General features: G+C 41.4%; 23 protein-coding genes and 1 pseudogene. 12 read left to right on the top strand and 12 right to left on the bottom strand.

What is annotated here, in order from left to right:
* Window position 1: 1 nt before the first annotated feature.
* Window positions 2–1033: an endo-1,4-beta-xylanase gene (locus AC07NA_RS07990; protein WP_494897110.1), complete on the bottom strand. Its 1032-nt coding sequence runs from the start codon at window positions 1031–1033 to the stop codon at window positions 2–4.
* 1915 nt (window positions 1034–2948) lie between these two features.
* Here AC07NA_RS07990 and AC07NA_RS07985 point away from each other — a divergent pair.
* On the top strand, window positions 2949–3296 hold the full coding sequence (locus tag AC07NA_RS07985; RefSeq protein WP_494897109.1) for a hypothetical protein: 348 nt from the start codon (window positions 2949–2951) through the stop codon (window positions 3294–3296).
* Between the two features lie 67 nt (window positions 3297–3363).
* Here AC07NA_RS07985 and AC07NA_RS07980 read toward each other — a convergent pair.
* Window positions 3364–5747, bottom strand: a pseudogene (locus AC07NA_RS07980) (phosphoketolase family protein).
* A gap of 1987 nt (window positions 5748–7734) precedes the next feature.
* On the opposite strand from AC07NA_RS07980, the gene AC07NA_RS07975 reads away from it, so the two are divergent.
* The 3 genes from AC07NA_RS07975 to AC07NA_RS07965 all read left to right on the top strand — a co-directional run bounded on the left by AC07NA_RS07975 (window position 7735) and on the right by AC07NA_RS07965 (window position 12217).
* Complete coding sequence (locus tag AC07NA_RS07975) at window positions 7735–8061, top strand: hypothetical protein (protein ID WP_494897108.1); 327 nt, start codon at window positions 7735–7737, stop codon at window positions 8059–8061.
* 546 nt (window positions 8062–8607) lie between these two features.
* Window positions 8608–11718: an ATP-binding protein gene (locus tag AC07NA_RS07970; protein WP_494897107.1), complete on the top strand. Its 3111-nt coding sequence runs from the start codon at window positions 8608–8610 to the stop codon at window positions 11716–11718.
* A gap of 298 nt (window positions 11719–12016) precedes the next feature.
* Window positions 12017–12217 carry a DUF892 family protein gene (locus AC07NA_RS07965; protein ID WP_345211078.1) on the top strand — a complete coding sequence of 67 codons (201 nt, stop codon included), beginning with the start codon at window positions 12017–12019 and terminating at the stop codon, window positions 12215–12217.
* A gap of 68 nt (window positions 12218–12285) precedes the next feature.
* On the opposite strand, the gene AC07NA_RS07960 is transcribed toward AC07NA_RS07965, so the two are convergent.
* The 6 genes from AC07NA_RS07960 to AC07NA_RS07935 form a co-directional block, all read right to left on the bottom strand.
* Complete coding sequence (locus AC07NA_RS07960) at window positions 12286–12522, bottom strand: hypothetical protein (protein ID WP_494897106.1); 237 nt, start codon at window positions 12520–12522, stop codon at window positions 12286–12288.
* Window positions 12523–12584: 62 nt separating this feature from the next.
* Window positions 12585–12782: a hypothetical protein gene (locus AC07NA_RS07955; RefSeq protein WP_345211076.1), complete on the bottom strand. Its 198-nt coding sequence runs from the start codon at window positions 12780–12782 to the stop codon at window positions 12585–12587.
* On the bottom strand, window positions 12772–13068 hold the full coding sequence (locus AC07NA_RS07950) for a hypothetical protein (RefSeq protein ID WP_494897105.1): 297 nt from the start codon (window positions 13066–13068) through the stop codon (window positions 12772–12774). The genes AC07NA_RS07955 and AC07NA_RS07950 overlap by 11 nt, the downstream gene beginning before the upstream one ends.
* A gap of 84 nt (window positions 13069–13152) precedes the next feature.
* Window positions 13153–13596 carry an Hsp20/alpha crystallin family protein gene (locus AC07NA_RS07945; protein WP_494897104.1) on the bottom strand — a complete coding sequence of 148 codons (444 nt, stop codon included), beginning with the start codon at window positions 13594–13596 and terminating at the stop codon, window positions 13153–13155.
* 343 nt (window positions 13597–13939) lie between these two features.
* Window positions 13940–14179 carry a hypothetical protein gene (locus AC07NA_RS07940; RefSeq protein WP_345211073.1) on the bottom strand — a complete coding sequence of 80 codons (240 nt, stop codon included), beginning with the start codon at window positions 14177–14179 and terminating at the stop codon, window positions 13940–13942.
* Window positions 14180–14329: 150 nt separating this feature from the next.
* Window positions 14330–15802 carry a PAS domain-containing protein gene (locus AC07NA_RS07935; RefSeq protein ID WP_494897103.1) on the bottom strand — a complete coding sequence of 491 codons (1473 nt, stop codon included), beginning with the start codon at window positions 15800–15802 and terminating at the stop codon, window positions 14330–14332.
* A 180-nt stretch (window positions 15803–15982) separates the two neighbouring features.
* On the opposite strand from AC07NA_RS07935, the gene AC07NA_RS07930 reads away from it, so the two are divergent.
* From AC07NA_RS07930 to AC07NA_RS07915, 4 genes are all read left to right on the top strand, one after another.
* Window positions 15983–16402 (top strand): response regulator, encoded by a 420-nt coding sequence (locus AC07NA_RS07930; RefSeq protein WP_494897102.1) that lies wholly within the window; start codon window positions 15983–15985, stop codon window positions 16400–16402.
* A gap of 907 nt (window positions 16403–17309) precedes the next feature.
* The gene (locus AC07NA_RS07925) at window positions 17310–17609 is read left to right on the top strand and encodes a hypothetical protein (protein WP_494897101.1); all 300 of its coding nucleotides are present in this window, start codon (window positions 17310–17312) and stop codon (window positions 17607–17609) included.
* 1022 nt (window positions 17610–18631) lie between these two features.
* A complete protein-coding gene (locus AC07NA_RS07920) occupies window positions 18632–18901 on the top strand; it encodes a hypothetical protein (RefSeq protein WP_345211069.1) in 270 nt (89 codons plus the stop codon).
* Window positions 18902–19796: 895 nt separating this feature from the next.
* Window positions 19797–20084 (top strand): SDR family oxidoreductase, encoded by a 288-nt coding sequence (locus AC07NA_RS07915; protein ID WP_494897132.1) that lies wholly within the window; start codon window positions 19797–19799, stop codon window positions 20082–20084.
* Between the two features lie 125 nt (window positions 20085–20209).
* Here the strand turns inward: AC07NA_RS07915 and AC07NA_RS07910 are convergent, their stop codons facing one another.
* A complete protein-coding gene (locus AC07NA_RS07910) occupies window positions 20210–21142 on the bottom strand; it encodes an NmrA/HSCARG family protein (protein ID WP_494897100.1) in 933 nt (310 codons plus the stop codon).
* Window positions 21143–21211: 69 nt separating this feature from the next.
* On the opposite strand from AC07NA_RS07910, the gene AC07NA_RS07905 reads away from it, so the two are divergent.
* The 3 genes from AC07NA_RS07905 (at window position 21212) to AC07NA_RS07895 (ending at window position 22707) form a co-directional block, all read left to right on the top strand.
* The gene (locus AC07NA_RS07905) at window positions 21212–21562 is read left to right on the top strand and encodes a winged helix-turn-helix transcriptional regulator (RefSeq protein ID WP_494897099.1); all 351 of its coding nucleotides are present in this window, start codon (window positions 21212–21214) and stop codon (window positions 21560–21562) included.
* A 328-nt stretch (window positions 21563–21890) separates the two neighbouring features.
* Complete coding sequence (locus tag AC07NA_RS07900; protein ID WP_494897098.1) at window positions 21891–22334, top strand: Hsp20/alpha crystallin family protein; 444 nt, start codon at window positions 21891–21893, stop codon at window positions 22332–22334.
* Between the two features lie 76 nt (window positions 22335–22410).
* Window positions 22411–22707, top strand: coding sequence for a hypothetical protein (locus tag AC07NA_RS07895; protein ID WP_494897097.1), 297 nt, complete (start codon window positions 22411–22413; stop codon window positions 22705–22707).
* A 105-nt stretch (window positions 22708–22812) separates the two neighbouring features.
* Here the strand turns inward: AC07NA_RS07895 and AC07NA_RS07890 are convergent, their stop codons facing one another.
* Window positions 22813–23781: a zinc-dependent alcohol dehydrogenase family protein gene (locus tag AC07NA_RS07890; protein ID WP_494897096.1), complete on the bottom strand. Its 969-nt coding sequence runs from the start codon at window positions 23779–23781 to the stop codon at window positions 22813–22815.
* Between the two features lie 197 nt (window positions 23782–23978).
* Here AC07NA_RS07890 and AC07NA_RS07885 point away from each other — a divergent pair, with 197 nt between their 5' ends.
* Window positions 23979–24410 (top strand): winged helix-turn-helix transcriptional regulator, encoded by a 432-nt coding sequence (locus AC07NA_RS07885; protein ID WP_494897095.1) that lies wholly within the window; start codon window positions 23979–23981, stop codon window positions 24408–24410.
* Between the two features lie 188 nt (window positions 24411–24598).
* Here the strand turns inward: AC07NA_RS07885 and AC07NA_RS07880 are convergent, their stop codons facing one another.
* Entirely contained in the window at window positions 24599–25180 is a 582-nt protein-coding gene (locus AC07NA_RS07880; protein WP_494897094.1) for a helix-turn-helix domain-containing protein, read from the bottom strand.
* A 564-nt stretch (window positions 25181–25744) separates the two neighbouring features.
* Complete coding sequence (locus AC07NA_RS07875) at window positions 25745–26572, bottom strand: NAD(P)H-dependent oxidoreductase (protein ID WP_494897093.1); 828 nt, start codon at window positions 26570–26572, stop codon at window positions 25745–25747.
* Window positions 26573–26620: the final 48 nt, after the last annotated feature.

Genomic DNA, 26620 nt, shown 5'->3' with positions numbered 1-26620 from the left:
TTTATTCATCCACAATGAGCCAATAAACGGGCTTAGGCTTAAGATCTTTATCAAACAGCAACGGGTAGTTTTTACGCCCGCGCACCGGAAAATTATCTAACCAGGAGTATTTATCTGATATATTCCAGAAAGTGACACCTGTGATCTCCTTTTTGTATCTGCGGAACACCCTGAATACCATTGCATATTGTGCTGCCTGCCTGGCAACCCGTTGGGCGTCTGTCGCCATTGTGGCGATCTCCTTGTCGTTGGCAAAAATCGATATATCCAATTCGGTAATCTGGACCTTTAATCCCAAGGAACTAAAGCGTTTAATAGAGTTGATCAAAGCTTCGGGCGAAGGATCGTTTACCGACCAGTGTGCTTGCAGTCCTACAGCATCGACGGGGACATTCGCGTCTACGAGTTTCTTCAACATATTATAAATGCGCTCCCGTTTGGCAGGGTCTTCCGTACCATAATCATTATAAAACAATATCGCCCCGGGATCGGCCTCGTGTGCAAATTGAAAAGCTTTAGTAATGAATTCATCACCACAGATCTGATACCATAGGGAATTTCTCAGGTTTTGGCCCGGGGCGTCCGATACGGCTTCATTAACCACATCCCAGGCATAGATTTTGCCTTTATAACGGTTGACAACAGCGTAGATATGATTTTTCAGTCTTTGCAGCAATAACTCTTTACTGACCAGCTTTTTCTCCTGGTCATAAAATATCCAGTCGGGCGTTTGCGAGTGCCAGCACAGGTTGTGTCCGCGCACCCTTAAATGGTTCGCCTGCGCAAAATCTACAATGGCATCTGCTTCTGTCCAGTTGTAAAGGTCTTCACGGGGATGAATAGGCCCCATTTTCATGGCGTTTTCCGCAGTCAGGCTATTAAATTCCTTTAATATCAATTTTCGCGTAGCAGAATCGCGCAGGTCCCGGGCGGCAATAGCCACACCGATTGGAAAATCACCTTTGAAGTAATCCTTCAGACCTTTCCATGTTTGCGATTTGGCATTTAAAGCACACCCTGCAACGATTATCATCGATAATAAATAAGCCTTCATCTTCATAATTAACTATCGCCTGGATGATTTTGATCCGCTAATCTATAAAATCTTTTCATAGTGTCTTAGACTTCATGCAAACTTATACGGACCTTCGTTTTAGAGAGATTTAGATGACTTCTAAAATTTTTTTATAGTCTTTGCCACCATTACATCCTGTCACTATTTAGAATAGATGAGGGAGGTCCCCCCGACCATGAGAAGAAGGCTATTCAGCGTAATGACAGCGCTTCAATCTTTATTAAATTTAATTGAAATAAACATTTTTTACTGTTATAGCCGATGTATATAATTCTGCCACCAGCTTTCTACAAAGCCAATCCCCTTTTGCTTTATTGCAATTGATCGGTCATCCATCTTCTGACTCTGAAAATTCCGGATTGCCCAGATGTTAACATCCTGCACGATACGCGTAATATTTATTTTTCGCGTTAAGGATGTGAATTTTGAATCCCAGAACCATTGTACCGAGCTTTACATCAGTTATATACCCAGGAAGCGTTTAGCCATGAGTGTTAAGTTATTATCGATGTCCGTTACGACACTTTTCAGGGCTGAATAATCGTTGCCAATCTGGTACGTAAACTTGATGCAATTAGGCTGGCCCGGCAATATATTAGGAATGTGAAAGAGTCAGCCCTAGTTTTAACATCCGCTGATTTAACGTAGATATCAATTGATCATTTTCGGCAATCGCGTTGTTGATGTGGTCAATTCTTGAGGTCGTATTATTAAGAATTGCCTGGATAAAGATTTTCCGGATCCTATCTTTTATTAATATCGAAAAAAATAATGGGTTCGACATGGAGAATGAGTTAATTAGGGACGGGTAACAGCCCTGTTTACGCAAAATATTCCCCAAGGTTTCAGGATTAACATTTTAATGTAAGCAACGGTTGTTCCTGGGAAAGGTTTTTGATGACTTTACCAACGAATTGCGGCGGGAATTTCGTTAACTTCAGGACAGCGTTCCCCAACTGCTTGAAAAGCTAATCCACTGTTCAATATGGTCGCTAATACAATCTGCTTTCCTTTTGACGGATCGAGATATTCAGTGACAGAGCAAGTGAACGTCACTAATCCTGCTGAAGCGGCCGCTTATTTCCGCCATTCGGACCTGACTAGCAAAGTACCTACCTGGCAAAGACCATCCTCCAGTCCACCCTCCGACATGATCTTTCTGAAGAATTGTTTTTTTGGAACGTTACGACGAACTAAAAACCGAACTGCAAAACCTGATAGATATGCCGAACAGAAAGCTGAACGAGGTGGTCGTATTTCTCTAGCAGAGTAAAGGTGTCTTTCCTAATCGTCGCAAAAAGAACTTCTCCAAACTTACTGAAGATGAATTCGAGGCAATGCTAAAAATCTACGTTGAAATATTTGCGATGGATTAATACTATCGGATTTTTTAAAAACTGAACCATTAATCTTAGCCAGTGCAGAATGCAAAAAGCCCTTGCGGGCTTTAGCTATATAATGAACTCTTTCGAGTGGTTATATTCAAGGGGATATAAGAACACGCAAACCTTAACAATGCGTCAGGGAGCAATCTTATTATTTAGACTAATCGCTGATCCGAAAATTATCAATTTCTGTGCTAAATAAAACCATAAATAATTTAACCGTTAATTTGTGACTGAACTGAAAAATCTTGCCCAATTGAACACCCTTTATTGGAAATTTTCTCGGAGTATTTGTTGACTTTGAATATATTCATGAGACATGAACACAAAAAATTGTTCCCATTAAAAAATTTCGGGCCTGTTCCTAAAATAGGATCCGTCTTGATATGCGTTTGCCCTGAGTTGCATTCTAATTCCATAGCCGATCAGGCTAAAACCTTCCTGAATTCCGTCGTGCTTATGCAGCTACGAATCAAATAAATAAGTTGTTGGCCGAGGAAGAATTGTTCCTTACAACAATTAAAGGTAGAGTTGATAAAAATGATTTGATACGGCTTGACTGGCAATTAACCCAATCCGGCGATGAGGCAGCATTGATTTGTAATGATTTTGAGGATGAAACGGTAAGCTCCGTTGTAAATGGCATAATGCTTGTGAACAATGTCGTTAAAAAAAATCAAAGGATTATTGATCTCGCTCAATTTGGCAACCAATATCTACCATCTAAATTTAACGCATGGGTAGATAATGGAACAATTAATAGAGACAATAAACCTGATATTTTATGGATAACAGATTATCGTATTGAATTAAATAGTACAACGCTTTATAACTAAAGTAAACGGCTACGAGCCTAAAAATTCACGTTGAAACCTATTTCAATATCACGTTTCGCCTGCCTTTCTATATCGCCCATTTCCAATCCAAAATCTCGGGCATATCGATTCCATTTTCCCGGATATAGTGATGGTGTTCAATCAGCTTGTCCTTCATTGCTTGTTTAAGATAAGCTGCACGGTCGCCCAATTGAGGCAAGCGGTCTATCACATCCTGAACCAGGCTGAAACGATCCATTTCATTTAATACTGTCATATCAAAAGGCGTGGTAATAGTGCCTTCTTCTTTATACCCTCTCACATGTATGTTATAGTGATTGGTGCGCCGGTAGGTAAGGCGGTGAATTAACCATGGATAAGCATGAAAAGCAAATATCACCGGTTTATTCTTGGTGAACAGCGCATCGAAATCCGTATCGTTTAAACCATGCGGATGTTCACGTTCGGGCTGTAACTTCATCAAATCAACCACATTAACCACCCTGATCTTCAATTCGGGCAGCTTTGATCTGAGAATTGATACTGCCGCAAGGGTTTCTAATGTGGGTACATCTCCGGCACAAGCCATCACAGCATCCGGTTCCTTCCCATCATCATTGCTGGCCCAATTCCATATACCGATACCCTTGGTACAATGAATAGTTGCTTCTTCTACAGAAAGCCATTGCGGGGATGGATGTTTGCCTGCCACCACTACATTCACATAGTGCCTGCTTTTGAGGCAATGATCCATTACCGACAACAAGCAATTTGCATCGGGGGGTAGATAAACCCGCACAACCGAAGCTTTTTTGTTGACCACATGATCTATAAAACCAGGATCCTGATGTGTGAAACCGTTATGATCCTGACGCCATACATGCGAGGCCAGAAGAATATTTAAAGAAGCCAGCGGCCTACGCCATGGCAAGCCTGAAGTTACTTTCAACCATTTGGCGTGCTGATTAAACATGGAGTCGATAATATGAATGAAAGCCTCATAGCAATTGAATAATCCGTGGCGCCCGGTAAGCAGATAACCTTCCAGCCAGCCTTCGCATTGATGCTCACTAAGCATTTCCATCACCCTGCCTCCTTTTTTTAAAAACACATCGGAGTCTACTATTTCAGCTTGCCATTGTCGTTCGGTGGTCTCAAAAACAGCGTCTAATTTATTTGATAGTGTTTCATCGGGACCAAAGAGCCTGAAATTCCTATTTTCCAGGTTTAACCGAATAACGTCCCTCATGAATTTGCCTAAAACCAGCGTATCACCAGGCCCGGCAATGCCGCGTTCGCTAACGTCTAATCCATAATCACCAAATTTTGGCATGTGCAGATCCTTAAGCAGCAACCCGCCATTTGCATGCGGGTTAGTACCCATCCTACGTTCACCGTCAGGTGCAAGCGCAATTAGTTCAGGCAGGAGCCTACCGTTATCATCAAATAGTTCATTCGGTCGGTAACTTCTTAACCACTCTTCCAGTTGCCGCAGGTGTTCCGGATTTTTGACCGGGTTAGTAAGGGGCACCTGGTGGGCACGAAATGTTCCTTCTACGGGTAGGCCATCAACCGTTTTGGGTCCTGTCCAACCTTTTGGTGTTTTCAGGATGATCATTGGCCAGCATGGCCTTTCCCCATCCGGGTTAGCTGTGGCAAGCCTTTTAATAGTTTTGATCTCTTCTGTCACCATATCCAGCAGCGCTGCCATCTCCCGGTGCATCGTTATCGGATCATCACCTGCTATCAGGTATGGCTTCCATCCATAACCTTCAAACAAAGCCAGCAACTCTTTTTCGGGTATCCGGGCTAATACAGCCGGGTTGGCTATTTTATAGCCATTCAAGTGCAAATGGGTAATACGACGCCGTCACTCACAGGATTTAAGAATTTATTGGAGTGCCAGGCCGTGGCTAAAGGGCCGGTTTCTGCTTCCCCATCCCCCACTACGCAAGAAACGATCAGATCAGGGTTATCAAATACAGCACCAAAAGCATGGCTAAGGGAATAACCCAATTCACCTCCTTCATGCATAGATCCCGGACATTCCGGCGAAACATGGCTGGGAATACCTCCCGGAAAGGAAAATTGAGTGAAAAGCTTTTTTATCCCGGCTTCATCCCGGCTGATGTCAGGATAGATCTCACTATAGCTTCCTTCCAGGTATGTTTGGCTTACCATGGCCGGCCCGCCATGTCCTGGTCCGGAGATATAGAGCATGTTAATATTGTATTTTTTTATGATACGGTTGAGATGCACATAAATAAAATTTTGACCCGGTGTAGTACCCCAGTGGCCCAGCAACATACGTTTAATATGCTCAATTTTAAGTGGCTCCTTCAATAACGGATTGTCGTGCAGGTAAATCTGTCCAACGGAAAGGTAATTGGAAGCGCGCCAGTAGGCATCTATCTGGTTTAATTGCTCAGGTGACAAATCATTGTTCTGAACATAGGAAGCTTGTTCATTCATACTTTCCGGATTAAAATATTTATTGGTGAAGATCTTGAATAGATGGCCGTTATGAAGTGATTAGGATCATCTTAAAATGTGATTTGCCGCTATGTTATATACAACACCTGATCAGCAATTTGTTTGAATAAACTTTTATGTTTGGTTCTTTTAATGCCTGAATTAACATTCATGTTGAATCCGGTTACTTAGTAAGTAATTAAATTTTATATAATCAATTGACAGGCCACTTCACATGGGGCAATTGGTAAACACTTCTATACAAGTCGCAAATGGAATTATTAATATTTGTATCCTTTATAAAAAACAGAAAAAATCATAATGAAAACTTCTACGATAAGAAATAGCTTAATCCTTCCAGCCAAATCTAATAGAATTGCAAAAATTCAACAGTAAATGGCAGATGTTTAAATCAGACTATATGATAAATTATTTTAATATTTAATCAAAGCCTGTTTGAACTGCGTTTAAGAATCGCTATAAGCCTAATTTTCCAATTGAGTTTATTCATCAAAATTTGAGTGAAAAGCGGAAAGCATTACCCAATCAGGCCTTTAAAAACCACTTAGCGTACCCCTACGCTAAGTGGACTTGTTATGATATCTTACTTGCTCTTGTAAGAATAATCAAAGCTGAAATATTTCCGTAGTAATTCCTAATTATATCTTTTTCATTATAAACAAAAAAAGAGATGGCCTTCCCTTGCCATCTCTTAACCTAATCCATGCTATTTGTACCGTTAACGCAATAAATGTACACTAATATTATACGAACAGCAGCATCAATTGGTTATAATATAATTATCTCCAAATAATCGGGCTTAGCTTTACTCTAAAAACGTGTCCAACATAGCTGCACCCACAGTATTGAAATCAGCCTGGCAGATGATTTGATTACTTATTGCTTTGTATCTATCCAACGAATAAATTCTTCGGGTAGGATATTTCAATTCGGTCCTTTTGTTTGTTAGAGCCATTCAACTTGGAGTGAAACTTGTCGTTTCATTTATATTGAATTAGCTATCTCACTCTTTTTAAACTTATTTTTATCACATAATATAAATAATAGAGATGTTCCCTACCACAGGAACATCTCCGTAGCAATAACGAAGTGGCTAATCCCACTTTCATTAGAACTGCCAATTAAACAATTACCAAATCATTTTGGTTTGAAAACACCTTGTTCCTGCTATTTGATTCTACACCGCTAAGGAAATCTAAGTAACAAAAAGATAGATATCAATCAACCCAACAAATTCCTCCAAGTTCGCAGGTGATACGAATGGTAATGCTCTATTGATTATAAAATTGGAAGTTAGCCTATCAGACCTGCCGTGCACCATCGGAGAATCTTAAAGGTTTGTTTTTTAGATGGTCAGATTTAGGGACTAAATATTGTAATATTGGATAGCTGAATATAAGTTATCATTTCAATATTTACGTAATAATTAATTATTTAACTATTGAGAATGGTTGCATATTCACGTATTGATTGGCTGAATTATAAAATTTTTGTTGTATTAAGTCAATCGGTAACCCTTCTGCTGCTTTCCTGAGCAAGGCAATGATACGTACTTCACCCGCAAATCTCCCCCGATGCTATAGGTTATGCGGATCCAGTCAATTTTCATTATTACGAGGATCCAAGTTGATTGAGTAAAATTGTGAGACTAGCATTATTCCCTACTTGACCATTAGAAATGTATAATCTAATATGGAAACTTTTTCCGCTTTGTGTACTTTTAACAAGCTTTTATTATGAATACACAAACACCGGATTTTAGTAAGTTATTCTACAGGAACACACAGCCCATGTGGATATTTGATCCAACTACCCTACGTTTTTTGGAAGTGAATGACGCCGCCGTCTGGGAATACGGCTACACTACCAGGATTTTCTCACGATGACAATTTGTGATATCAGGCCCGGAGAGGATGTGCCAAGCCTACGGCGTGCCCTGTGTGAAGCGAACAGTGATAATCTTTTTATGAATACTTACCGGCATCTACGTTGTGACGGAACGATACGTGATGCGCAGATTTCCCGGCTGGAGATAGCATACCAAGACAGGGCAGCTTTCTTGGTAATGCCGATGCCTGTGACCATAGAGCCACTCTCTGGACAACTTGGCAAGCTATTTAACAAGGTAAATTTTGCTCTGGTGCAAAAAGCGGTAGGTGAGCGTAAACGTCTATCAGAATTGCGTACTATTGTTGCACAATTGGAGGCCGGGCAATCTTTATCTCGGCAAATTGCATTGATCAGCAGGATTAAGGTACTTCTGGAGGATGTGCCTGGTGTTGGCCTTAACTAATGTTAAGTATTTATACCATGCATATTTTAAAAGTTTAATAGACTCGAATGTAGAAATAAAATAATCAAAGGTCAAATATCGATTGTTAAGTTGCCCGGTGATGCATCTTTTTTCGAAACCTATAGTGTCCTTCACGCTCGATACTCAGTAATGTTGTAAGATTAAGGAATAGAGAATACGATTTGAGTTTTACTGTTTAGACTGCTAACCAAACTAATTCAAGTATTTACGATTTGAAAACGATAGGCTATATTTCCAAAATACCCTCCCAAAACACTCCCTGCTTGAAATTAAAAAAATACACTTTTGATGTGTAAAGGAACAAGAAAGAAGGCTGTTCTTAAAGCATCTTTTCAAAGCAGATCAATCTTATCAACATTGTGATTTTATGATCTTGTACATATCAGCCTATTTCCATAGATTGTTATCCTAACAAACGGATATCAATAGCCAAACATTTGCCCGAAAGCAGCGTTTATTCACTTTGAACCATGATTATAAGTCATGACTTTTCAAATACCTTTGATCCATTTCAATTATATAACATTGTCAACTACTTCTTATACATTTTTAAATGGGGGCGGCAAGGCAGGTGAACTTATACGCGCTTCAGATTGGTCGCAAACATTTTTAGGTTCTCCTGATCATTGGCCGGAAAGTCTTCGTTCCGCAGTAAGTATCAGCCTCAATTCAGGTTTTCCGATCGCTATTTACTGGGGATCCGAATTTACACTGATCTATAACGATGCTTGGAGTTCGATCCCAGGAAATAAGCACCCATGGGCCCTTGGAAAACCCGGAGCAGAGGTATGGCCCGAGATATGGGGGGGCCTGGAGGCACAATTCAATTCTGTTTTAAAAACCGGTGAATCCATCCGTCAGCCTGATGCCCTCCTGCTGATGAACCGGTATGGTTACAAAGAAGAATGCTATTTTGATTATACCCTTTCGCCCATCGTAGCTCCAGACGGTACTGTGGGTGGTGTATTCAACGCGGTCATTGAGACCACCTACCGTCACATCAATGAACGCCGCAATGCTTTGCTTTTGTCATTCTGGGAAAACCTGAACAGTTCAGCTAGTGTGAGTGGTGCTACGGAACTGATCTTTTCAATACTTAACACTGCGCCAGAGGATATCACGTTTTGTGCTTTGTTCACTGCTATCGGGAAGGATGGCCAGCCGGCAGTGCTCAGTGGCCATACTGCTATTCCCAAAGAGCTAATCCAATACTTTACAGACCTTTCTTCAAAATTATCATTTGATAACAGGCCGGTAATCATTTCCGAACTCGCCGATCATATACCCGTACCGCTCGTTGATCATGTAAATGAACCCGTTAAGGAAGTGGTGGTCGTACCTATATCAGGTGGCAATTCCGGTGTGAGCGGCTACATGGTATTAGGGATTTCTCCCAGAAAGCGATTGGATGATGACTATCTGAGGTTCATGGAAGATGTGGGCCGGCAGGCCGGCACTATCCTCAATAACGCCTATGCGAACGAGATCAACGAGGCCTATCTTCGTGAACTGGCTCTGAATGAAGAACTTGGCGCGGCCAACGAAGAACTCTTTGCGACGAATGAAGAGTTACTACAGACGCAGAGACGGTTAAGTGATCTGACGGATGAACTGGAACTTAGGGTCTCCGATCGTACCAAAGAGCTGGAGGATAGTTACGAAGAACAGCAAACACTCAATGAAGAGATCAATGCCGCCAATGAAGAGTTGACCTCCGCGAATGAAGAGCTTGCCGCCACTAATGAGGAGCTAAGTGAAACGCAATTTCATTTGCAGCGAACGCTATCTGGCTTGGCTGAAAGTGATGAACGCTTCCGCAATTTAGTACGGGATGCACCTGTCGGGATCATTTTGCTGACCGGAAAGACCCTGCAAGTGCTTATCGTAAATAACCGCTATGCGGATATGATCGGACGGACGACAGAAGAGCTACAGGGCAAAAACTTGTTTGATATTATTCCTGAAAGTGCACCAACGTTTAAACCCGTTATCGACCGTGTGATGGATAGCGGGCAAACGCTTTATCTGACTGATCAGCCCTACATGGTTTACCAGGGTGAAAGAACGATCAGCGGTTTTTTAAATATCACTTACCAGCCGTATCGCGAAGCGGACGGACAGGTCACCGGTGTAATGGTGCTCTGCCAGGATGTTTCTGAGCAGTTCCTTGCTAAGCGTAAACTGGAACAAAGTGAGGAACAGTTCAGGTTCATGTTAAACGCGATCCCCCAGCAGGTCTGGACAGCTGCACCTAATGGTGCATTGAAATATGTTAACGAGGTGGTCGCGGAAGATTTTGGGGAGGATGGTGAGGCTATCGTGGGACAGGGCTGGCAGAAATTCATTCACGAAGATGATATCACGTCTACTTTAAATGCCTGGCAAACTGCCCTTTCGAGCGGAAAGGAATACCAGGTGGAATTCCGGTTGCGTATGAAGGAAGGCAATTATGTCTGGCACCTGGCGCGTGCGCGTGCTTACTACGAGAATGGTAACATCGTTTCATGGCTGGGAACGAACACCAATATCGAACTTCAGAAAAACAACGAGCAGAAAAAGGATGAATTCCTGTCGATCGCCAGTCATGAATTGAAAACCCCGCTGACCAGCATAAAAGCTTTTAACCAACTGATGTCCAGATCGAATAAAGCAGATAATCTTAAGGGCTTTATCGATAAATCTATCCATCATATCCACCGGCTTGAAAACCTGATCAACGACCTGCTTGACGTCACCCGTATCAATGCCGGGAAAATGATTTACGAGAATCAGGAATTTGATTTCAGGCAGTTCCTGGAGGAAACGATAGAGGGCGTGCAGTTAAAAAGTGATAGTCATCAGATCTTATTGGAATACGCCGATGATATAAATTATACCGGCGACAGGTTACGACTGGAACAGGTGCTCAATAATATCTTAAATAACGCTGTAAAATATTCCCCGGAAGCTTCCAGGGTGCTTGTTAATGCTTACGTTAAAGATGAAGGGATCATCGTATCCGTACAGGATTTTGGGATCGGGATCGAGCGGGAGCATATCGAACACCTGTTCGATCGCTATTACAGGGTCGATAATACCGCTATGCGATTTGAGGGTCTTGGCCTTGGCTTATACATTTCTTCGGAGATCATCAAACGGCATCAGGGTACCTTCTGGATAGAAAGCAAAAAAGGCGAAGGATCTACTTTTTTCTTCCGCTTGCCGCTACAGGTAAAAGACAGGTCTGTAATGATCGATTCATCAGACGAGTATAAAGACGCTTTCATACATATCATCCACAACAAGGAAAATTCCAGGCTTGATGTGGACTGGAGGGGATTCCAGGACGTGGAAAGCGTGCAACGAGGCGGCATGAAAATGCTGGAAATATTAGGCAGAGCGGGGGTCAGCAAAGTATTGAACGATAATACACATGTGCTGGGTACCTGGTCAGAGGCGTCCGATTGGGCTGCCCAGGTCTGGTTCCCGCAAATGGTTTCCGCTGGTCTCAAATATTTCGCCTGGGTCTATTCGCCAAGCACTTTTAGCAGGATGTCGGCAGAGAAAGCCGCTGATACACCTCCGGGATTGGTAGAGACTAAGTTCTTCGGAGACGTGGAATCTGGTGGCCTGTGGCTGAATGAAAAGAAAAACTAAATGCAGAAATACAAAATTGCCGCATCGGATATCCGTAAAGACGGAACAGAAAAGAAAAATTCAGCTAAACAAACAGAAAATTATCCTGTTTTGGGAGACCCGGCATAAAACCGGGATCAAAGGCGCCACACCTGAAGATCTCAAACGAACGATAACGACGTATTTGGAAAAAACTAAAAATCAGCCCACCCGCCTTAAAAATGTGTTTGCATCTATTCGCGAAAAGGCAGTTAAAAAAAATGCCTGGCTATGGAAGGCCTATTAGCGGAAGCGACAGCACTTCTTCAGATACTGATAAATGTACAGAAGTTCCGATGTAGCAATTATTTCTGCAGCACAAAAGGTCAAGCATTACGAGATCGCATCTTATGGGACCCTTCGCACTTTAGCAGGCACATTGGGATACAGCGAAGCCAAAAGTTTATCTGATAAAACGCTGGCCGAAGAAAATAATGCAGATTCTTTTACTCACTCAGGTAGCAGAGAATTATGTAAATGAGGCCGCGGCTGTAAAAGTGCTTAATAATTGTTTCTTATCCTATAGGAATAAAGATGCTTCTCATAATTTTAGCTTTTAATATTCTCATTGATACCAGGCGGATGGTGCTTTTCAATCTTGTCAGCCAATAAGTGCAGTAATTGCTCCTCCACATTTCCGGGATTCTGAGAGATATGCAAAAAGGCCTGCGCGTCAGGTTCAAAACTAGCCAAGTAGCTACCGTTTTCGAACACTCTGTATTTGCAGCATTCCCAATCATGGTGCGGATATTGGCCCACTTCGAAACGATGCTCCAGCTTGCCCATACTGACAGTCATCGCGTAATTTTCTGATAGAATGATCACCTATCTAACCTCAGTTTGTTTATTTAGTATGCCCAGTCGTCATCATCCTGCGGCTTGCGAAACAAGCAAAAGACTACCCAGCACAAAAAAATGGCTGACAGCAATTGTTTAGGTGTTTCAGCGGCCTGATGCCCAATGATGAATGCGGTCAATTCCCATATAATAGCCACAATGGCCAATGTAGCAAACAATACCCGTAACATTAATTCCTTATTCCTCATAGGTCCGTAGATTTTTTTGACGGAAGACCTCACGTGTGATAAGTTTGCAGTTCGCGGCCAATCCGTCCAGCCGGCAACACTTTGTCCGAATCTTTACCGAGAGCGGCCCGTCTGTTTCCATGAGATCAATATGCAGAACGGCCGCGCCCCGTAACTTTTCATCACCCTGTAAACTTTCAAACAAAGCCGAGGCAGCCGAACTGTCATTACCAATACCAAATTGCCCGTACACTTCAAAACCGGCGTGCGTTTTTAAACTGAGCAACAAGGAAAACCGATCTTCCATAGGCCATAGTTTTAAGAAAGCATCAACCTGAAAAAGGCCCCGCGCGAGCCGGGCCTTTTATGATACTTCAAGTTTGTAAATCGATTACTTGATTTCGATCTGGCGGCGCACCATTTTAGCATCTTCGCGTTTGGCGATATCAATTTTTAATACGCCATCGGTATAAGTGGCCTCAATGTTCTCAGGATTGGCGATTTCGGGCAGCGTAAATGAACGTACCCAGGACGCATAGCTGTATTCGCGTTTGCTGTAGCTTTTTTGCTGATTGTCATCTTCAGTACGCTGTTCTACGGAAATATTCAACACATTGCGGTCAAGATTTATTTTGAAATCCTCTTTTTTAAAACCCGGCGCCGCCAGCTCCACGTGGAAGTGCTCTTCAGTCTCACTGATATTTGCGGCAGGTACGCGTGAAGTGAGACGGTCATTGAAAAAAGTGTCGTTCAAGATGGAATCGAATACGTCATTAAAGACTGGTAATAATGAACCATTGTTACGTTTGTCAGAATTGAATTTAACCAGTGTCATAGGTCTGTCCTCCTTAATTTAATAATGATTAAAACTTATAATTAATTAATCCGGACAGTGTATTTCAACTTCTGTGCCATGGCTGAAATATTACAATCGGGCTGAAAAAATTTCACAAATAATGAAATTTTTTCAGCTTCAGAATGACAATTTTGCGATTTACGTTATTAGTCTTGGCGGTGCGAGATTCTCGTCTTTGACAGCGGAGTCCCTCTTATTAAAACATTCAGCAAATGCGAATGTCTCACTTCGCTAGGCTGCAACGATAGTGGTCTCCGTTTTAATGTTTTATCCTGTTGCTGCATGTGCGGTGAGTTCTTTATTTGTCGAACCAGATCAGACCCTACCGGTTGATGTTACCTTGGTGCAGGGCGATGCCGTTTTGGAAAATAGTATCCCCACCTCCGGTGGGGATACTGTTGAAATTGTCCACATTGGCCGGATTCTGCTTGGTGTAAACCACCTTGCCCCGCTCTTTGTTCAATGGATTGACCCAGCCGATTGAATTGCCATGGCTGATAACTTCATAGATGTTATACCCGCTCACGCTCTGATCCCTCTTCAACAGGGGGATTTGACCCATATATTTCCGATGAAACGGTTGCCTTTGGGCATTCCATAGACCGAAAAGTTACAGTCGGATGATCAGACTTTCCTGAGATTCCCTACGTACAAACCTGTGAACAATATTCCGCTTCGCGTATTAGGCAAAATGAATCTTTTGAAACCAGGACTACCGTTGTCCCGAACTTAACAAAACCGTAAATGTCGTGCCCTTTTCGGGCTCACTTGCCACTTCGATCGTGCCGTTTAGCACTTTTACATGGCTTTTAACCAGGAACAGCCCCAGGCCTTTTCCCTCATGAGAATTCGTAAATCGCTGATAAGGCTTAAAAATATCCTTGCCATACTTTGCCAGGTCGATCCCGGTTCCGTTATCTTTTACTTGGATAAGCAGATCATTACCCTCCCTGGTTACATCTACCCGGATGACCGGCGGTTCTTCTGAACGGTATTTAACCGCGTTACCGATCAGGTTAAATAAAATACTATTTAAATACGCTTTATGAGAATTAAAAATTATCGGTAATTGCGGCAATAAGAGTGTCACCTCGTTAAGGGCCAAGGTATCATGGAGATCTAGTTTGATATGTTGAAGTATTTCGGAGACATCGACAGGCTCGAGAACCATAGCTGTTGCGCCATCCGTGATCGATAATATTTTGCTCAGGTCCAAGATTACCTCGTCCAGGCGGTGGATTGAAGACTTTAATTCCTGTATGCAACGGTCGATCATCTCCGGATCGTCACGGTCGATTTCCAGCAGCGTAACTATGCCCATAATATTGGCAACAGGCGATCGAAGATTATGCGAGACAACGTAGCCGAACTGTTGCAGTTCTTGGTTACGATGATAAAGGTCGTCAGCTAGTTGTTTTAACTCTTTGATCCGTGCTTTTCGTTCAGAGATGTCGTGCATGGCCCCAACCATTCGGACAGCGCGCTGTGTACTGTCCCGTATAATAAAACCCCGGTCGACCACATAGGCAAACGTGGCGTTCGCGCGTTCAAACCTGTACTCTTCCTTCCAGTTGGCTTGCTGGCTTACTAGCACTGCCCGGATACTTTCAGCGATCCGCTCCCTGTCCTCAGCGTGAATATGATCGGTCCAGGCGCTGATGTCCGCTTTGACACCGTTTACCGGATGGCCGAAGATCTCGGTATAACCCTCCGCCCAGTAAAGAGTATTACTTTTGATGTCCCAGTCCCATAAAGCGTCGGAAGTTGCCCGGGTCACATAACTGTAGCGCAGGTTCGCCTCTTCGAGCGAACGCAACAACTGATCCCTTTCCCTTTTGGTGCTGCCGTCACGTGCTATGCAGTGCATCACCTGGTCATGTTCATCCCAGCCGGCAGACCAAATTAGGGGAACAAGGTGGCCGAGTTTGTGCCGGTAGCGATTCTCCAGGCCTGACTGGTTGCCCCCCGCGACGATTTGGCAAATAAGATTTTCGGCTTCCGGAACATCGGCTGTCTCAATGAAGTCGCGGTAGTTTTTGCCGCAGAGCTCCGAGGGTTGATAACCCAGTATTGGATAGACTGCCGAACTCACACGTTGAAAGATCCCATCTCTGCTGATTGTGCATATGATGTCATGCGAGTATTCCAGAATCTTTTCAAGTTCCCGTTGTGTTTTATCTGACATATTAATACTTGGTTTCGTAGGTTTGTATCTGCTTAGTACGTAAAAATGATAAAAGTGTTGTCGGCGATATTTTTTTAGTCGGTAATGAGCTAGTTATTTCTTCAAAATATTTGTTCGTTACCAGGCCCTTGGCCCATGGGACATGTTTATCTGTGGTAAAAGGCACTCAGAACAGTCCTTTTGGGCGACATACTAAAAGACAGCCCGCAACTAAAACTGGGCATTTCCGTTCAAAGTCATATGAAAAAGCACCTTGTCATCATTGAAGACGATCCCCTGCTGATGCAATTTTTACAAAACAAGCTTTCCCTGTATTACCGGGTAACCGCCCTTTCGCACGTTGAAAATATCGACGAAATTCTGGGAATTGAACCGGACGTTTTTTTGCTGGACGAGCTTTTGCCGGTGATTAATGGGCATTTACTATGTATTATCTTGAAATCGAAGGTGCAAACCCGCGATATACCGGTACTCCTCATGTCGGGACACCCGGAATTGAAGCATTATGCCTCCTTATGTAATGCTGATCATTATTTGGCCAAGCCTTTAAATTTGTCTGATCTGTTAATCTTACTCGATCGGGTTACCGGGCAGGCCTAAACAGCGGTAGATGTGGATTCCGTCTTACCTGTATTTAACTACAGTACAGAACAGCTTTATTATTTAAGTTACTTTTAGGTGCTATCGCAGATGAAGCGTTAACTGAATAAATTAAACCAAATTGGATGGACTTGACTTCCTTCTGAAAGACCATAACTTTTCCTGTGATAATTGATTAAACAAGCATGATATGACTATGCTTCAGGTAGTTCAAAAAAGCTTCTTCATTAAGGTCGGAAATTTAAACATCATTATTGCCATTTTTCCTTTCCAAATACCCATGAACTGACTCACAACTATCTTGGGCGATGCTACATACTGAATATGATCCGGATGAAAATATAATATAAATGTAAAAAAACAAAACGCCTTTATATTGTTATAGCTAAGCAATAGAATACAATCCAAGAAACAGGTAAAGAAGTACAAACCGCCTCATCAAAACTTATCAAAATAACAAGAGTAGAAAAATAGAATTTAGAACCACTACGCAAACGGTTATTATACCATCGGTAATATATTTGACAACGATTTGATTTATTACCAAATAACTTAAAACAGAGATATCAATCAGCGGCAAAGAGATTTTTTGCCTTATTTGCTGGTCAATATCGCTACATAAAAGTAAAGCTCTAAAAATTAAAAAAACTTAAACTTTTATCGAAGACATTACTAATGCTGAACAAGGAACCATAGTGTGTGTAATTTTACCATGCGCCATCCTGCTTGTTTGCGATATATCAGTATTATCTAAGAAGCCACACCCTTAATATCTTGTTCACGAACCATTTTTGATACCCCTTAAATCTCTAATTAAATAAACCCTAAAATCAGGTTTGATTATTATCTTTAAGTCGATAAATAAAGCACTCTTCCAACAGGTACCTATCATTATGATAATATAATAATGTCGCAGAGTGTTGTTGTTACTATCGGGCGGGATGGTGACTTGTTAGAGATTGTCATCAGTCCAATAACAAGCAAGGAAAACAATGTCATCAGTGGCAACTCTTTTGACTTGGCATTTCGCAATATCATATCTGAAGATGTTTATTATGTTTTGGATACCGAAATGGTAATCGGCTCCATTTATTTAAATGAGGATGGTTCCTGGTATCTTAACGGAGCGACAGATTTATCATTTAATGAAGAAAAATATATTGCAGACTTTATATTAGCGTATAAAGAACCCGAACCTGATTTTTAGCACGTTTCAACCCCAATGACCGAAATAGAATATCTAAACCGTGTAATGGTTTATTTAAAGCAAGAGCTACCTCCCTTATACAGGGATAGAATAGTTATTAATGAAGGCGTGATTATTATTAAATTATCCGATGATGTACCTTTTAACGAAACCTATAATGTCCTTCACCCTTTGATCGTAAGCAATGTCGAGAGAGTAAGGAATCGGGAATACGACTTGAACTTTACGGTGTGGACCGCTAACCAGTTGAGAGACTTTAAGGTTTATAGATAGCTCATAGAATTTACCTAAGAACAAATTAAGCAAATCGTGGTTTGAACATTGATTTGGTTATGAAGTTTTTTACCGCAAATGTATTACCCGTTCTGTTTTCAATATTGACAATTGCGATTGGTTATTATCTATTAATTGCTCTTTCTCAATTGTCCTTTACATATTTTTACACGTGGGTTTATGTTCCAATTGCACCAATAATTTATTTAGGGTGCTATGTGTTGACTCGCTTCTCAATTTATACTGTACCATTAAAGATTTTCAAGTCCTATACACTTGCTCCGAGCCTTATAATCTTCACTTGCTTGATGTCCTATGGAGTATTTAATTTATTGATTTATGATGATATGAATATTTATCATATCCCTAATTGGCATTTCATATTAATGTTTTTAATACTAATATACAGTGGTTTGTTGCAGCTGGCTAATTCTCATTCGCGCTTTGTTAGCCTCGATTACAATAACATATAATAGTCCGAAATCAGAAGTATTCAAGAAAACCACTCAGCGTACCCCTACGCCAAGTGGACTTGTTATGACATCCTACTTACTCTTGTAAGACAAGTCAAAGCTGAACTAATAAAACGGTTAAACCTATTTAAATCCTGTTCATTATTAAAGCTGCTTTTATTCAACCTGAGGGCGTAATTACATGGCTAAAATTTAAAACATTTAATATTCCTAAAAGTTTTAATTGCGCACTGTTTATCAGTGGATTACGGTAAACTAATATTGATATTAAAAAATATGACGGAAGCAGAAATATTAGCAGATTTGCTAACAGGGGTATGGGAATATAAATCTGGTGAATTTATAGAATTCAAGGCGAATGGTTACAGCACAGGTATTTCTGAAGAGCCTTATACTATCGAAGAAAGATTTTTTGAAATTTTGATAAAGGTTCCATCGATAGGGATATTGAGGGGGAAAGTGGTTTCGTATAACTATAGTTCAGTTAAGATAATAGATATAGCCAATTCAACATATTACAATTTTAAAAGGATTGGTTATATATAAAATAAAACCCCAAAAACAATCGCTGCTTGAGGTTCCAACCTAAACCTTATCACGCAGTGAAGTTTGGATACATTGGAATATAACGAACAATAATAAATAATAGAGATGTTCCCTACCACAGGAACATCTCCGTAGCATAGACAACGCGGCTAATTTTCACGATGTCTATTACTATCAAATAACAATCACCAAATTATTTTGGTTTGAAATTACTTAAACCTTGTGTAATGTAATTAAGGCCAAATTAGCATCCATCACATATAAGTATACATATCAATCACCCAAAAAACTCCTCCAAGTTCGCAGGTAATTATTGCAAATGGTAATCGTCTATTGACTATAATATTATATTGTTGGGAATAGGTTTATATTACGTTTTAGGTTTATTTCTCTGAATATAAACCTAATCGATCGGCTTTCAGTGTAAGAAATTACTTAATTACAATGAAAGTTGAAGTATTGGAGAGTATGTGCTGATAAGACAATGGGATAGATTTATAAAAAAAATGGCTGTATCTCAAACCATCTTTATGCCCTAACTTATTTAGCCAAGGAACCCCATGTCCCAGACGGTTGATACCTTATACGAAGTAATATTCCTAATAGTTATAAAAGAAAAGGTCACTTTACCCCCTTATACAAGTGACCTTATACGAATCACCCGGCGGCAAGTTATTGCAAATATAATAAAATGATGGATTAGACTAATTATCAAAAAAGATGCCCCGTATGAAAGGAGCATCTCAAACACTTATTTAAAATTTGTGGTATGGGAACCACACCTGTATTAACCAATGTCTTTAACGTATTTTTTTTATTTTTGTTTTCTGTATTTTTTGTTGCCTTTAACCTCCTAATTTTAAAGCTGGTAACCACGGAGACCTTTCAACAATGAATCAACCCGTCAGCTATAAATAAGATCGCTCAAATTGCAGCAAATGAGTTAGCTGACAGAAAAATTCGTGTAAACATCGTTAGTCCGGGGCCAACAGCGACACCTGGTTTTGAAGCTATCCCGGGAGGCGCTGAAGAAATGGCGGCTGCCGCTACAGCACTGCAAAGAATAGGATCTCCCGATGAAATTGCGAAGGCAGTTTTGTTCCTCGCTTCGGATGATGCTAGTTTTATTACCGGATCAGAGCTATTAGTGGACGGTGGCTTCATCAACTATGCACTAAAATAAATCTTCTTATATCAGCAGGTACTCGAAGCGCAGGTCATTCCACTAATTAAGCAATAGCATCAATTCAAGCTTTTCAACAAGCGTTTGCATGGCTTGCCATGGTACGGGCCATTAAGGGCCATAGACTATATTAATTCACTATAAATTTTTTGAAGGTGCGTTTTATGATGTTCCAGGAAGGTTTTGAGTGATTCAGGTCGAATGCCAAATGCTGCAATTTCCTGCGGGTCTACTTTATAACCTTCTACATTTTGCCAGAGATAGTGATCGATACCATATTTAAATAAGCCGCTGGCGGCAGCTTCTTGCTCGGTTTGGCTGATAGCCTCAAAACGTTTGCCGGTTACCGAGGACAGTAAATCAGCAACTTCTGTCATCGTAAGTTTATCACCTGTTATCGCAAATTCTTTATGGTTAAATTTCTCCGGCTGTGCGAATGCTTCAGCTGCGAAACGGCCTATATCATTTGGCGATACCCAATCTATTTTTGTTTCCGGTGCTATCGGAGTGATTATTTTGCCTTGTGCAATGGTCGGGAACATCACTTCAGTCATGGGTGGAAGTAAATTAACCATGATAAACGGCGGCTTGATGATGGTCCAGTAGGTAAAGCCTGCTGTCTTAACAGCATTAATAGCTGCGGCTTTTTCATTCCAATATAGTGGCTCCCAAATCCCCTTTGCCCAACCGACAAAGTTTTCCTGATCTCCGGCACGCGCAACAGAAGTATGTACGATCTGCTGTATTCCTGCGGCTTTTGCTGCTGCAATTAAATTGTTTGCGTGCTGCGTTTCCTCGCCTTTATTTCCTGGATGGCTACCCATTTGTACAGAAAACACCCCTGTAGCGCCTTTGGCCGCCTCGATCAAACTATCCAGGTCGTCGAAAGTAGCTTCTACCAGCTCTACGTGTTTTGCACCTAACGCCTTTGCAGCCTCGCTGTTTTTATTTCTAACGATTGCCCTTACTGCAATTTGTTTAGCTAATAATGCCTCTAAAACTGCACCACCCTGTGTTCCGGTGGCACCGGCTACGAGTATTAATGGTTTATCATTCATATCTGTTCGCTCAATTTTTTGTAAATTTACGGTACAATTGGTTTACAAAACATACCAGTTACCTAAAGGATGCCAGATATACAAGACGATAAAGCAGCTACTAATCAACAGATACGACATTTGCAGGATACGCTGTATGTGATAAATGGGAAATGGAAGCTGCCTATACTGGTAGCTGTCCACCAGGGGAATACCCGCTTTCGCGACATACAGCGGAGCATTGGAGGCATCACCACCAAGGTTTTATCTAAAGAGCTCAAAGAACTGGAACAAAATAAGCTGGTGCTGCGCCGGGTATATGACACTTCTCCCCCCAGCGTTGAGTACACAACTTCTACCTATTGTGATACCTTGCACAACATGATCGCTGAAATGATCGATTGGGGTAAGAACCATCGAAAAATGATAAAAGAGGATTAATGTAATCCATTGTATTCTTCCTGGTAAGTGTAAAGCATATCAGGGATTTTTTATCAGGCGTGCGCTTTCAGGGCAGTTGGTTGTCCTTGGTCAAATAATCTTTTCGGCTTACGGGTCGGCGATGGCGCAACGCTCAGTCACCAAACCAATCAGTTGGGGAATTAAACATCTTGAAAATTTGTCATTTGATCGCTGAAAAAATTTCAGCAGGAATGAAAAATTTTCAGTTTTTAAAGCCGGATTCGCCATTGGCACAGCGCTTGAAATGAGGTCTTTAGTTTAATTAATTATATGTTTTAATCATTAGTAATTTAAGGAGGACAGACCTATGACACTGGTTAAATTCAATTCCGACAAACGTCAAAATGGTTCATTATTGCCAGGCTTTAATGACGTATTCGATTCCATTTTCAACGACACTTTTTTCAATGACCGTCTGACCAGCCGGGTACCTGCGGCCAACATCAGCGAAACTGAGGACCACTTCCATGTGGAACTGGCAGCCCCGGGCCTGAATAAAGAAGATTTCAAGCTGAACCTGGACCGCAATGTGCTGAACATTTCTGTTGAGCAGCGTGCGGAAAACAGCGATGAACAAAAAAATTATAGCAAGCGTGAGTATAGCTTCGCTTCCTGGGTACGTTCGTTCACGCTGCCAGAAAGCGCCAACGCTGAAAACATTGAAGCGAGCTACACCGACGGCGTGCTGAAGATCGATATCGCTAAACGCGAGGAAGCGAAAATGGTGCGCCGCCAGATCGAGATCAAGTAATTTTTAAAATGTATTGGTTTTATTACAAGGGTTCTGCTTGCAGGACCCTTTTATTTGACACTTAAATTCTGAGGTTATGGAAGATCGCTTTTCTTTTTTGCTTAGCTTAAAGACCGCGACGGGTTTCGACGTATTCGGTGAATTCGGTATCGGCGATGACCGGCTGGCGGCCAACGCCCTGTTCGACAATTTGGCGGGTAAGGAACCATTAAATGATCTGGGCTTGTTGCACATCGACCTGATGGAAACCGATGGCACACTCCCGGCCAAGGTCAAAACCAAATGTTGTCGCCTGGAAGAACTGGCGGCAAACTGCAAGCTGATCACACGCGAGGTTTTCCGTCAAAAAAATTTAAAGGCATATGAAGAATAAAATGCTCGACATGGTCATAATAACTATAATTTGGCAATGATATCACAACACAATAAATTATTGCTCATTATAAGTCGAAATTTATTGTGTTGTGATTTAATCTTATTAGGCAGTAAAGTCAAGTAAAACTTTTTCGCCTCCGGTAGAGTGTTCTACTGCTTCTTGAATAGCGCTGAGTGGGTAGGTTGCTGCGATAGGTACATTTATAGCACCTGACGCAATAAGTGAATCTGTTTCGCGTGCAGCGGCATCCAGTTTCGGAAGAAATTCTGACAGGTACATCCAGAAACCGTGAACTTTTAAACGTTTAACGATAAGATCTACCTGCCCGACAACCATCGGCTGCCCGCTTAAAACAGCATAAGCTACCAGGTGGCTATCCTGGCCGAGGATCTGGGCCAGAATTGCTGAGGATTGTCCGCCCACTGCGTCGAGGCCTAATTTAATATTTACGCCGCCGGTAGCTTCTTTAACTTCTTGCACGGCGGTCGCGCTTTCTACTACAACGACGTCTGCGCCGGCATCCTTAGCCGTTTCAATGGCTTCAGCTCTTCTAACGATGGCAACACTTTTTAGGCCGCGAGATTTAGCCACGGTAAAAATAGTATTTGCTACACTGGAATTTCCCGCATTCAGGACGATCCAGTCGCCTTTATCTAGTTTAACATATTCGTCCAATAACAAAATAGCAGTTGGGGGATTGATCGAGGCCATTGCTGCTTGTTTAGGGTCTGAATCCGGTGATAAAGCAAATAATTTTTCAGCTGGTGCTTTAACAAACTCCGCCCAGGCATAGGTACCAAAAGGTACGACAGTCCTGTCACCGACTTTAACATGATTTACACCGGATCCTACTTCTACGATCACACCTACACCTTCGCCACCAATTACTGCCGGCAGTTCAGGCTGTATAAAGTAAATGCCTTTGGCAACCATCAGGTCGCTGAAGTTTACCGGACTGTATTCGATTTTAATAATTACTTCACCTGGTCCGGGTGCAGTGGGTTTAGGTAGGTCTACAAGTTTTAAACCCTCCAACGGATTTCCAATAGCTGTTAATTGAATTGCTTTCATGATTTTATTTATATCGTTAATTCCACCACAAAGTCATATTATAGTACTTAATAAGAAGTCGCAGCATAGCTGGGGTACCCATATATCACAGGGATTCTTATTGACAACTTTAATTTTTAAATTTGCAGTATTAATTTAATACCACAAACATAGACGAAAAGTAGTATTAAAATAATACTACTTAAACTAATGACATTATGAGGACAATTGGAAACAGGTCAACCTGCCCTATAGGATATACACTGGATGTGTTTGGAGATAAGTGGACTTTATTATTATTGAGAGATATGATCTTTGACGGTAAGAACTCCTGGTTGGAATGGAAAGCATCTGCGGAAGGAATTGCGCCGTCGGTCCTATCAGACAGAGTGAGCCTGTTGATGGAAGAAAACTATCTGATCAAAAAGGTTTCTGAAAATAACGCCTCCAAATTTCTTTACTACTTGACCGACAAGGGACTGGACCTCATTCCGTTGATGGTGGAGTTGATGGCATTTGGCTGCCACTATAACCCTCGGGGTGGATCAGCATACTGGATGAAAAGAATAAATGCCAGCAAAAAGAAAACCATCACCGAATTACGTGAAAAAATGCTGAATGCCCGTCAGGAAGCCTTTCCATCTGTTTAATCGTCGAACGACTATCTTTTATGACCAGCACTCAACATAAGGCCATGACTTTTGATTTTTATGGTTTGAACTCTAAACCCAATTTCAGGTTGCTTTTTACGATCTCTTAAACTAAAATCTATAATTTTCTGACCCGATCATTTCTGACCGTTTCAATCTGTTTTTTGAAAATTACTTTATTGATCATATTAATTAAGTCCGAACTTTCCTTCTTTGAACTGAACAGGTGTAATACCGCTTTTCTTTTTGAATAATCGGGAGAAATATGGCGGGTTTTCAAAACCTAATTGGTACGCCGTTTCTGATATAGAATTATCTGTAGCTAACAGCAGGTTTTTTGCTTCATCTATCAAAAATATGTGGATATGGTCCAGGGCTGTTTTTCCCGTCTCCACTTTCAGCTGGTCGGTCAGGTAACGGGTAGATATAGCCAGTCGGGATGCCATGTACCCAACCAAGGGTAAGCCGTCTGTGATCAATTTGCCGCTTTCCTGATACTCCCTTAGAATCAAGTTAAATCTGGTGATCAGACTTCCCCCGTATTCCGCACGATTAATGAACTGGCGTTTGTAAAAGCGCTGAGAGTATTTTAAGATGGAATCGATGTGCGTTATGATGATCTCTTTGCTGAATTCGTCCTGGTTACTATGGTATTCTGACTGGATCTTGCCGTAAAGTTCCCAGATGTTTTTTTCCTCGCCTACTGATAAATGCAAAGCTTCATTAACGTCGTAATTAAAAAAGCTATACTTGCTTATTTCGGAATACAATTTTGTGTTCAACAAATAGGCCTCATGTATAAATATCAGAAAACCTTTTTCTGTTAATACCAGATCCCCAAACTCAATGATTTGCCTGGGACCTATATAGATCGGCCTATCCAAAATACTGGTTATTTTTTTCTTGATAGCGTTAGAGTCACCGAGAGGGAAGCAAGATCAAACACTGTGAGCTAATGGATAAAACGCACCAAAGACCTCTATAGGCCTATCCAAAAAGGTCCCCTTTGCCAGTGGAAAAGCTAATGTTATAAACCACTTAATGTTTTTAAATTTTCAATGAATTGGTTTTAATCATCTCCAGTGTGGGAGGCTTAAAATGAATTTTACTACTTAGTAATTGAACTTCCATTTTTGCATCCACAAAGTGTAGATTAATTAATGTCAACAAGTTGAGGCATATAAGCAATAAATCAGCACCAAACACAAAAACTAGCTTTGCAACGTCATTAAGTCTATAGCAGTTACTAAATACAATGTTTTTTTTACTATCTAATTTTTAAAAGGAGTATGCAGCATCTGTCTGAAGGTGCACACTCCTTTCATATACATTTTCTAATCTGCAATATGGGCGGGTAACCCGGTTTTATGGGGATCAACATCAGCCGCCAGCACATGCCTGTCTGGATAATCGCCACCGTTTTGCGCCCGGTATGCGATAGGTGCATCTGTAAACAGATCTTCCAGCCTCTTTTCCCATACTCTTTTTTCATCTTCAAATTGTTCTGGTTTTATTAATGTCGAACTATAGATGACGTGGGTCGGCAGTACCTCCATTCCAGGATAAAATAACGCTCCGTGGGTTAAAGGAAAAAGCAATTGTTCAATAGGCCCATTAATACCCCTTGAACTGTAATCCGCTTGCGGACCGCCTGCGTATACTGACACTAAGGCTCGTTTGCCTTTTAGAATTCCCTCCCCGAAACGAAATTGATTTGTACCGCTCTTATAGCCGTAGGCAAAACCAAAAGCGTAAACTCTTTCTATCCATCCTTTTAAAATAGCCGGCATGCTGTACCACCACAAAGGGAATTGAAAGATGACCGCATCCGCTGCCAGCAACTTTTGCTGTTCAGCCAGCACATCTGCTGTTTGAGTTTGCGTAGCATACGCGTTGCCAGACTCATGGATAAACGAGAGCCGATCTCCATTCACCCTTTGCGGAAAATCATGTTCGTCATAAACAGCCTTCCATTTCATACCATAGAGATCTGACAGCATGACCTCGTAACCTAAGTTTTCAAATTTATCTATGCTTGTATTTACCATCGTCCTGGTTAGCGACGTGGGCTCAGGATGGGCGAAAACTATCAATACTTTCTTTTTAATGATACCGCTGGAATCGCTCGTAGGTACTGCTTTTTTATCTTTTGAGTTTTGCATGTTCAATTAATTTTATGATTAACAATAACACAAAACTCCGACAGTAAA

The organism is Mucilaginibacter sp. GW821-FHT07G05, from assembly GCF_059418565.1.
Note: the sequence above shows the minus strand (reverse complement) of the source record. Positions and strands in the feature narration are given on the sequence as shown.

Coding starts and splice junctions, on each gene's coding strand:
- AC07NA_RS07925 (WP_494897101.1), top strand. CDS start 17,310: ATGTCGCAGAGTGTTGTTGTTACTATCGGGCGGGATGGTGACTTGTTA.
- AC07NA_RS07890 (WP_494897096.1), bottom strand. CDS start 23,781: ATGAAAGCAATTCAATTAACAGCTATTGGAAATCCGTTGGAGGGTTTA.
- AC07NA_RS07935 (WP_494897103.1), bottom strand. CDS start 15,802: ATGTCAGATAAAACACAACGGGAACTTGAAAAGATTCTGGAATACTCG.
- AC07NA_RS07965 (WP_345211078.1), top strand. CDS start 12,017: ATGTACAGAAGTTCCGATGTAGCAATTATTTCTGCAGCACAAAAGGTC.
- AC07NA_RS07875 (WP_494897093.1), bottom strand. CDS start 26,572: ATGCAAAACTCAAAAGATAAAAAAGCAGTACCTACGAGCGATTCCAGC.
- AC07NA_RS07945 (WP_494897104.1), bottom strand. CDS start 13,596: ATGACACTGGTTAAATTCAATTCTGACAAACGTAACAATGGTTCATTA.
- AC07NA_RS07960 (WP_494897106.1), bottom strand. CDS start 12,522: ATGGGCAAGCTGGAGCATCGTTTCGAAGTGGGCCAATATCCGCACCAT.
- AC07NA_RS07910 (WP_494897100.1), bottom strand. CDS start 21,142: ATGAATGATAAACCATTAATACTCGTAGCCGGTGCCACCGGAACACAG.
- AC07NA_RS07885 (WP_494897095.1), top strand. CDS start 23,979: ATGAGGACAATTGGAAACAGGTCAACCTGCCCTATAGGATATACACTG.
- AC07NA_RS07905 (WP_494897099.1), top strand. CDS start 21,212: ATGCCAGATATACAAGACGATAAAGCAGCTACTAATCAACAGATACGA.
- AC07NA_RS07920 (WP_345211069.1), top strand. CDS start 18,632: ATGACGGAAGCAGAAATATTAGCAGATTTGCTAACAGGGGTATGGGAA.
- AC07NA_RS07975 (WP_494897108.1), top strand. CDS start 7,735: ATGAATACTTACCGGCATCTACGTTGTGACGGAACGATACGTGATGCG.
- AC07NA_RS07955 (WP_345211076.1), bottom strand. CDS start 12,782: ATGAGGAATAAGGAATTAATGTTACGGGTATTGTTTGCTACATTGGCC.
- AC07NA_RS07990 (WP_494897110.1), bottom strand. CDS start 1,033: ATGATAATCGTTGCAGGGTGTGCTTTAAATGCCAAATCGCAAACATGG.
- AC07NA_RS07940 (WP_345211073.1), bottom strand. CDS start 14,179: ATGGGTCAAATCCCCCTGTTGAAGAGGGATCAGAGCGTGAGCGGGTAT.
- AC07NA_RS07900 (WP_494897098.1), top strand. CDS start 21,891: ATGACACTGGTTAAATTCAATTCCGACAAACGTCAAAATGGTTCATTA.
- AC07NA_RS07950 (WP_494897105.1), bottom strand. CDS start 13,068: ATGGAAGATCGGTTTTCCTTGTTGCTCAGTTTAAAAACGCACGCCGGT.
- AC07NA_RS07895 (WP_494897097.1), top strand. CDS start 22,411: ATGGAAGATCGCTTTTCTTTTTTGCTTAGCTTAAAGACCGCGACGGGT.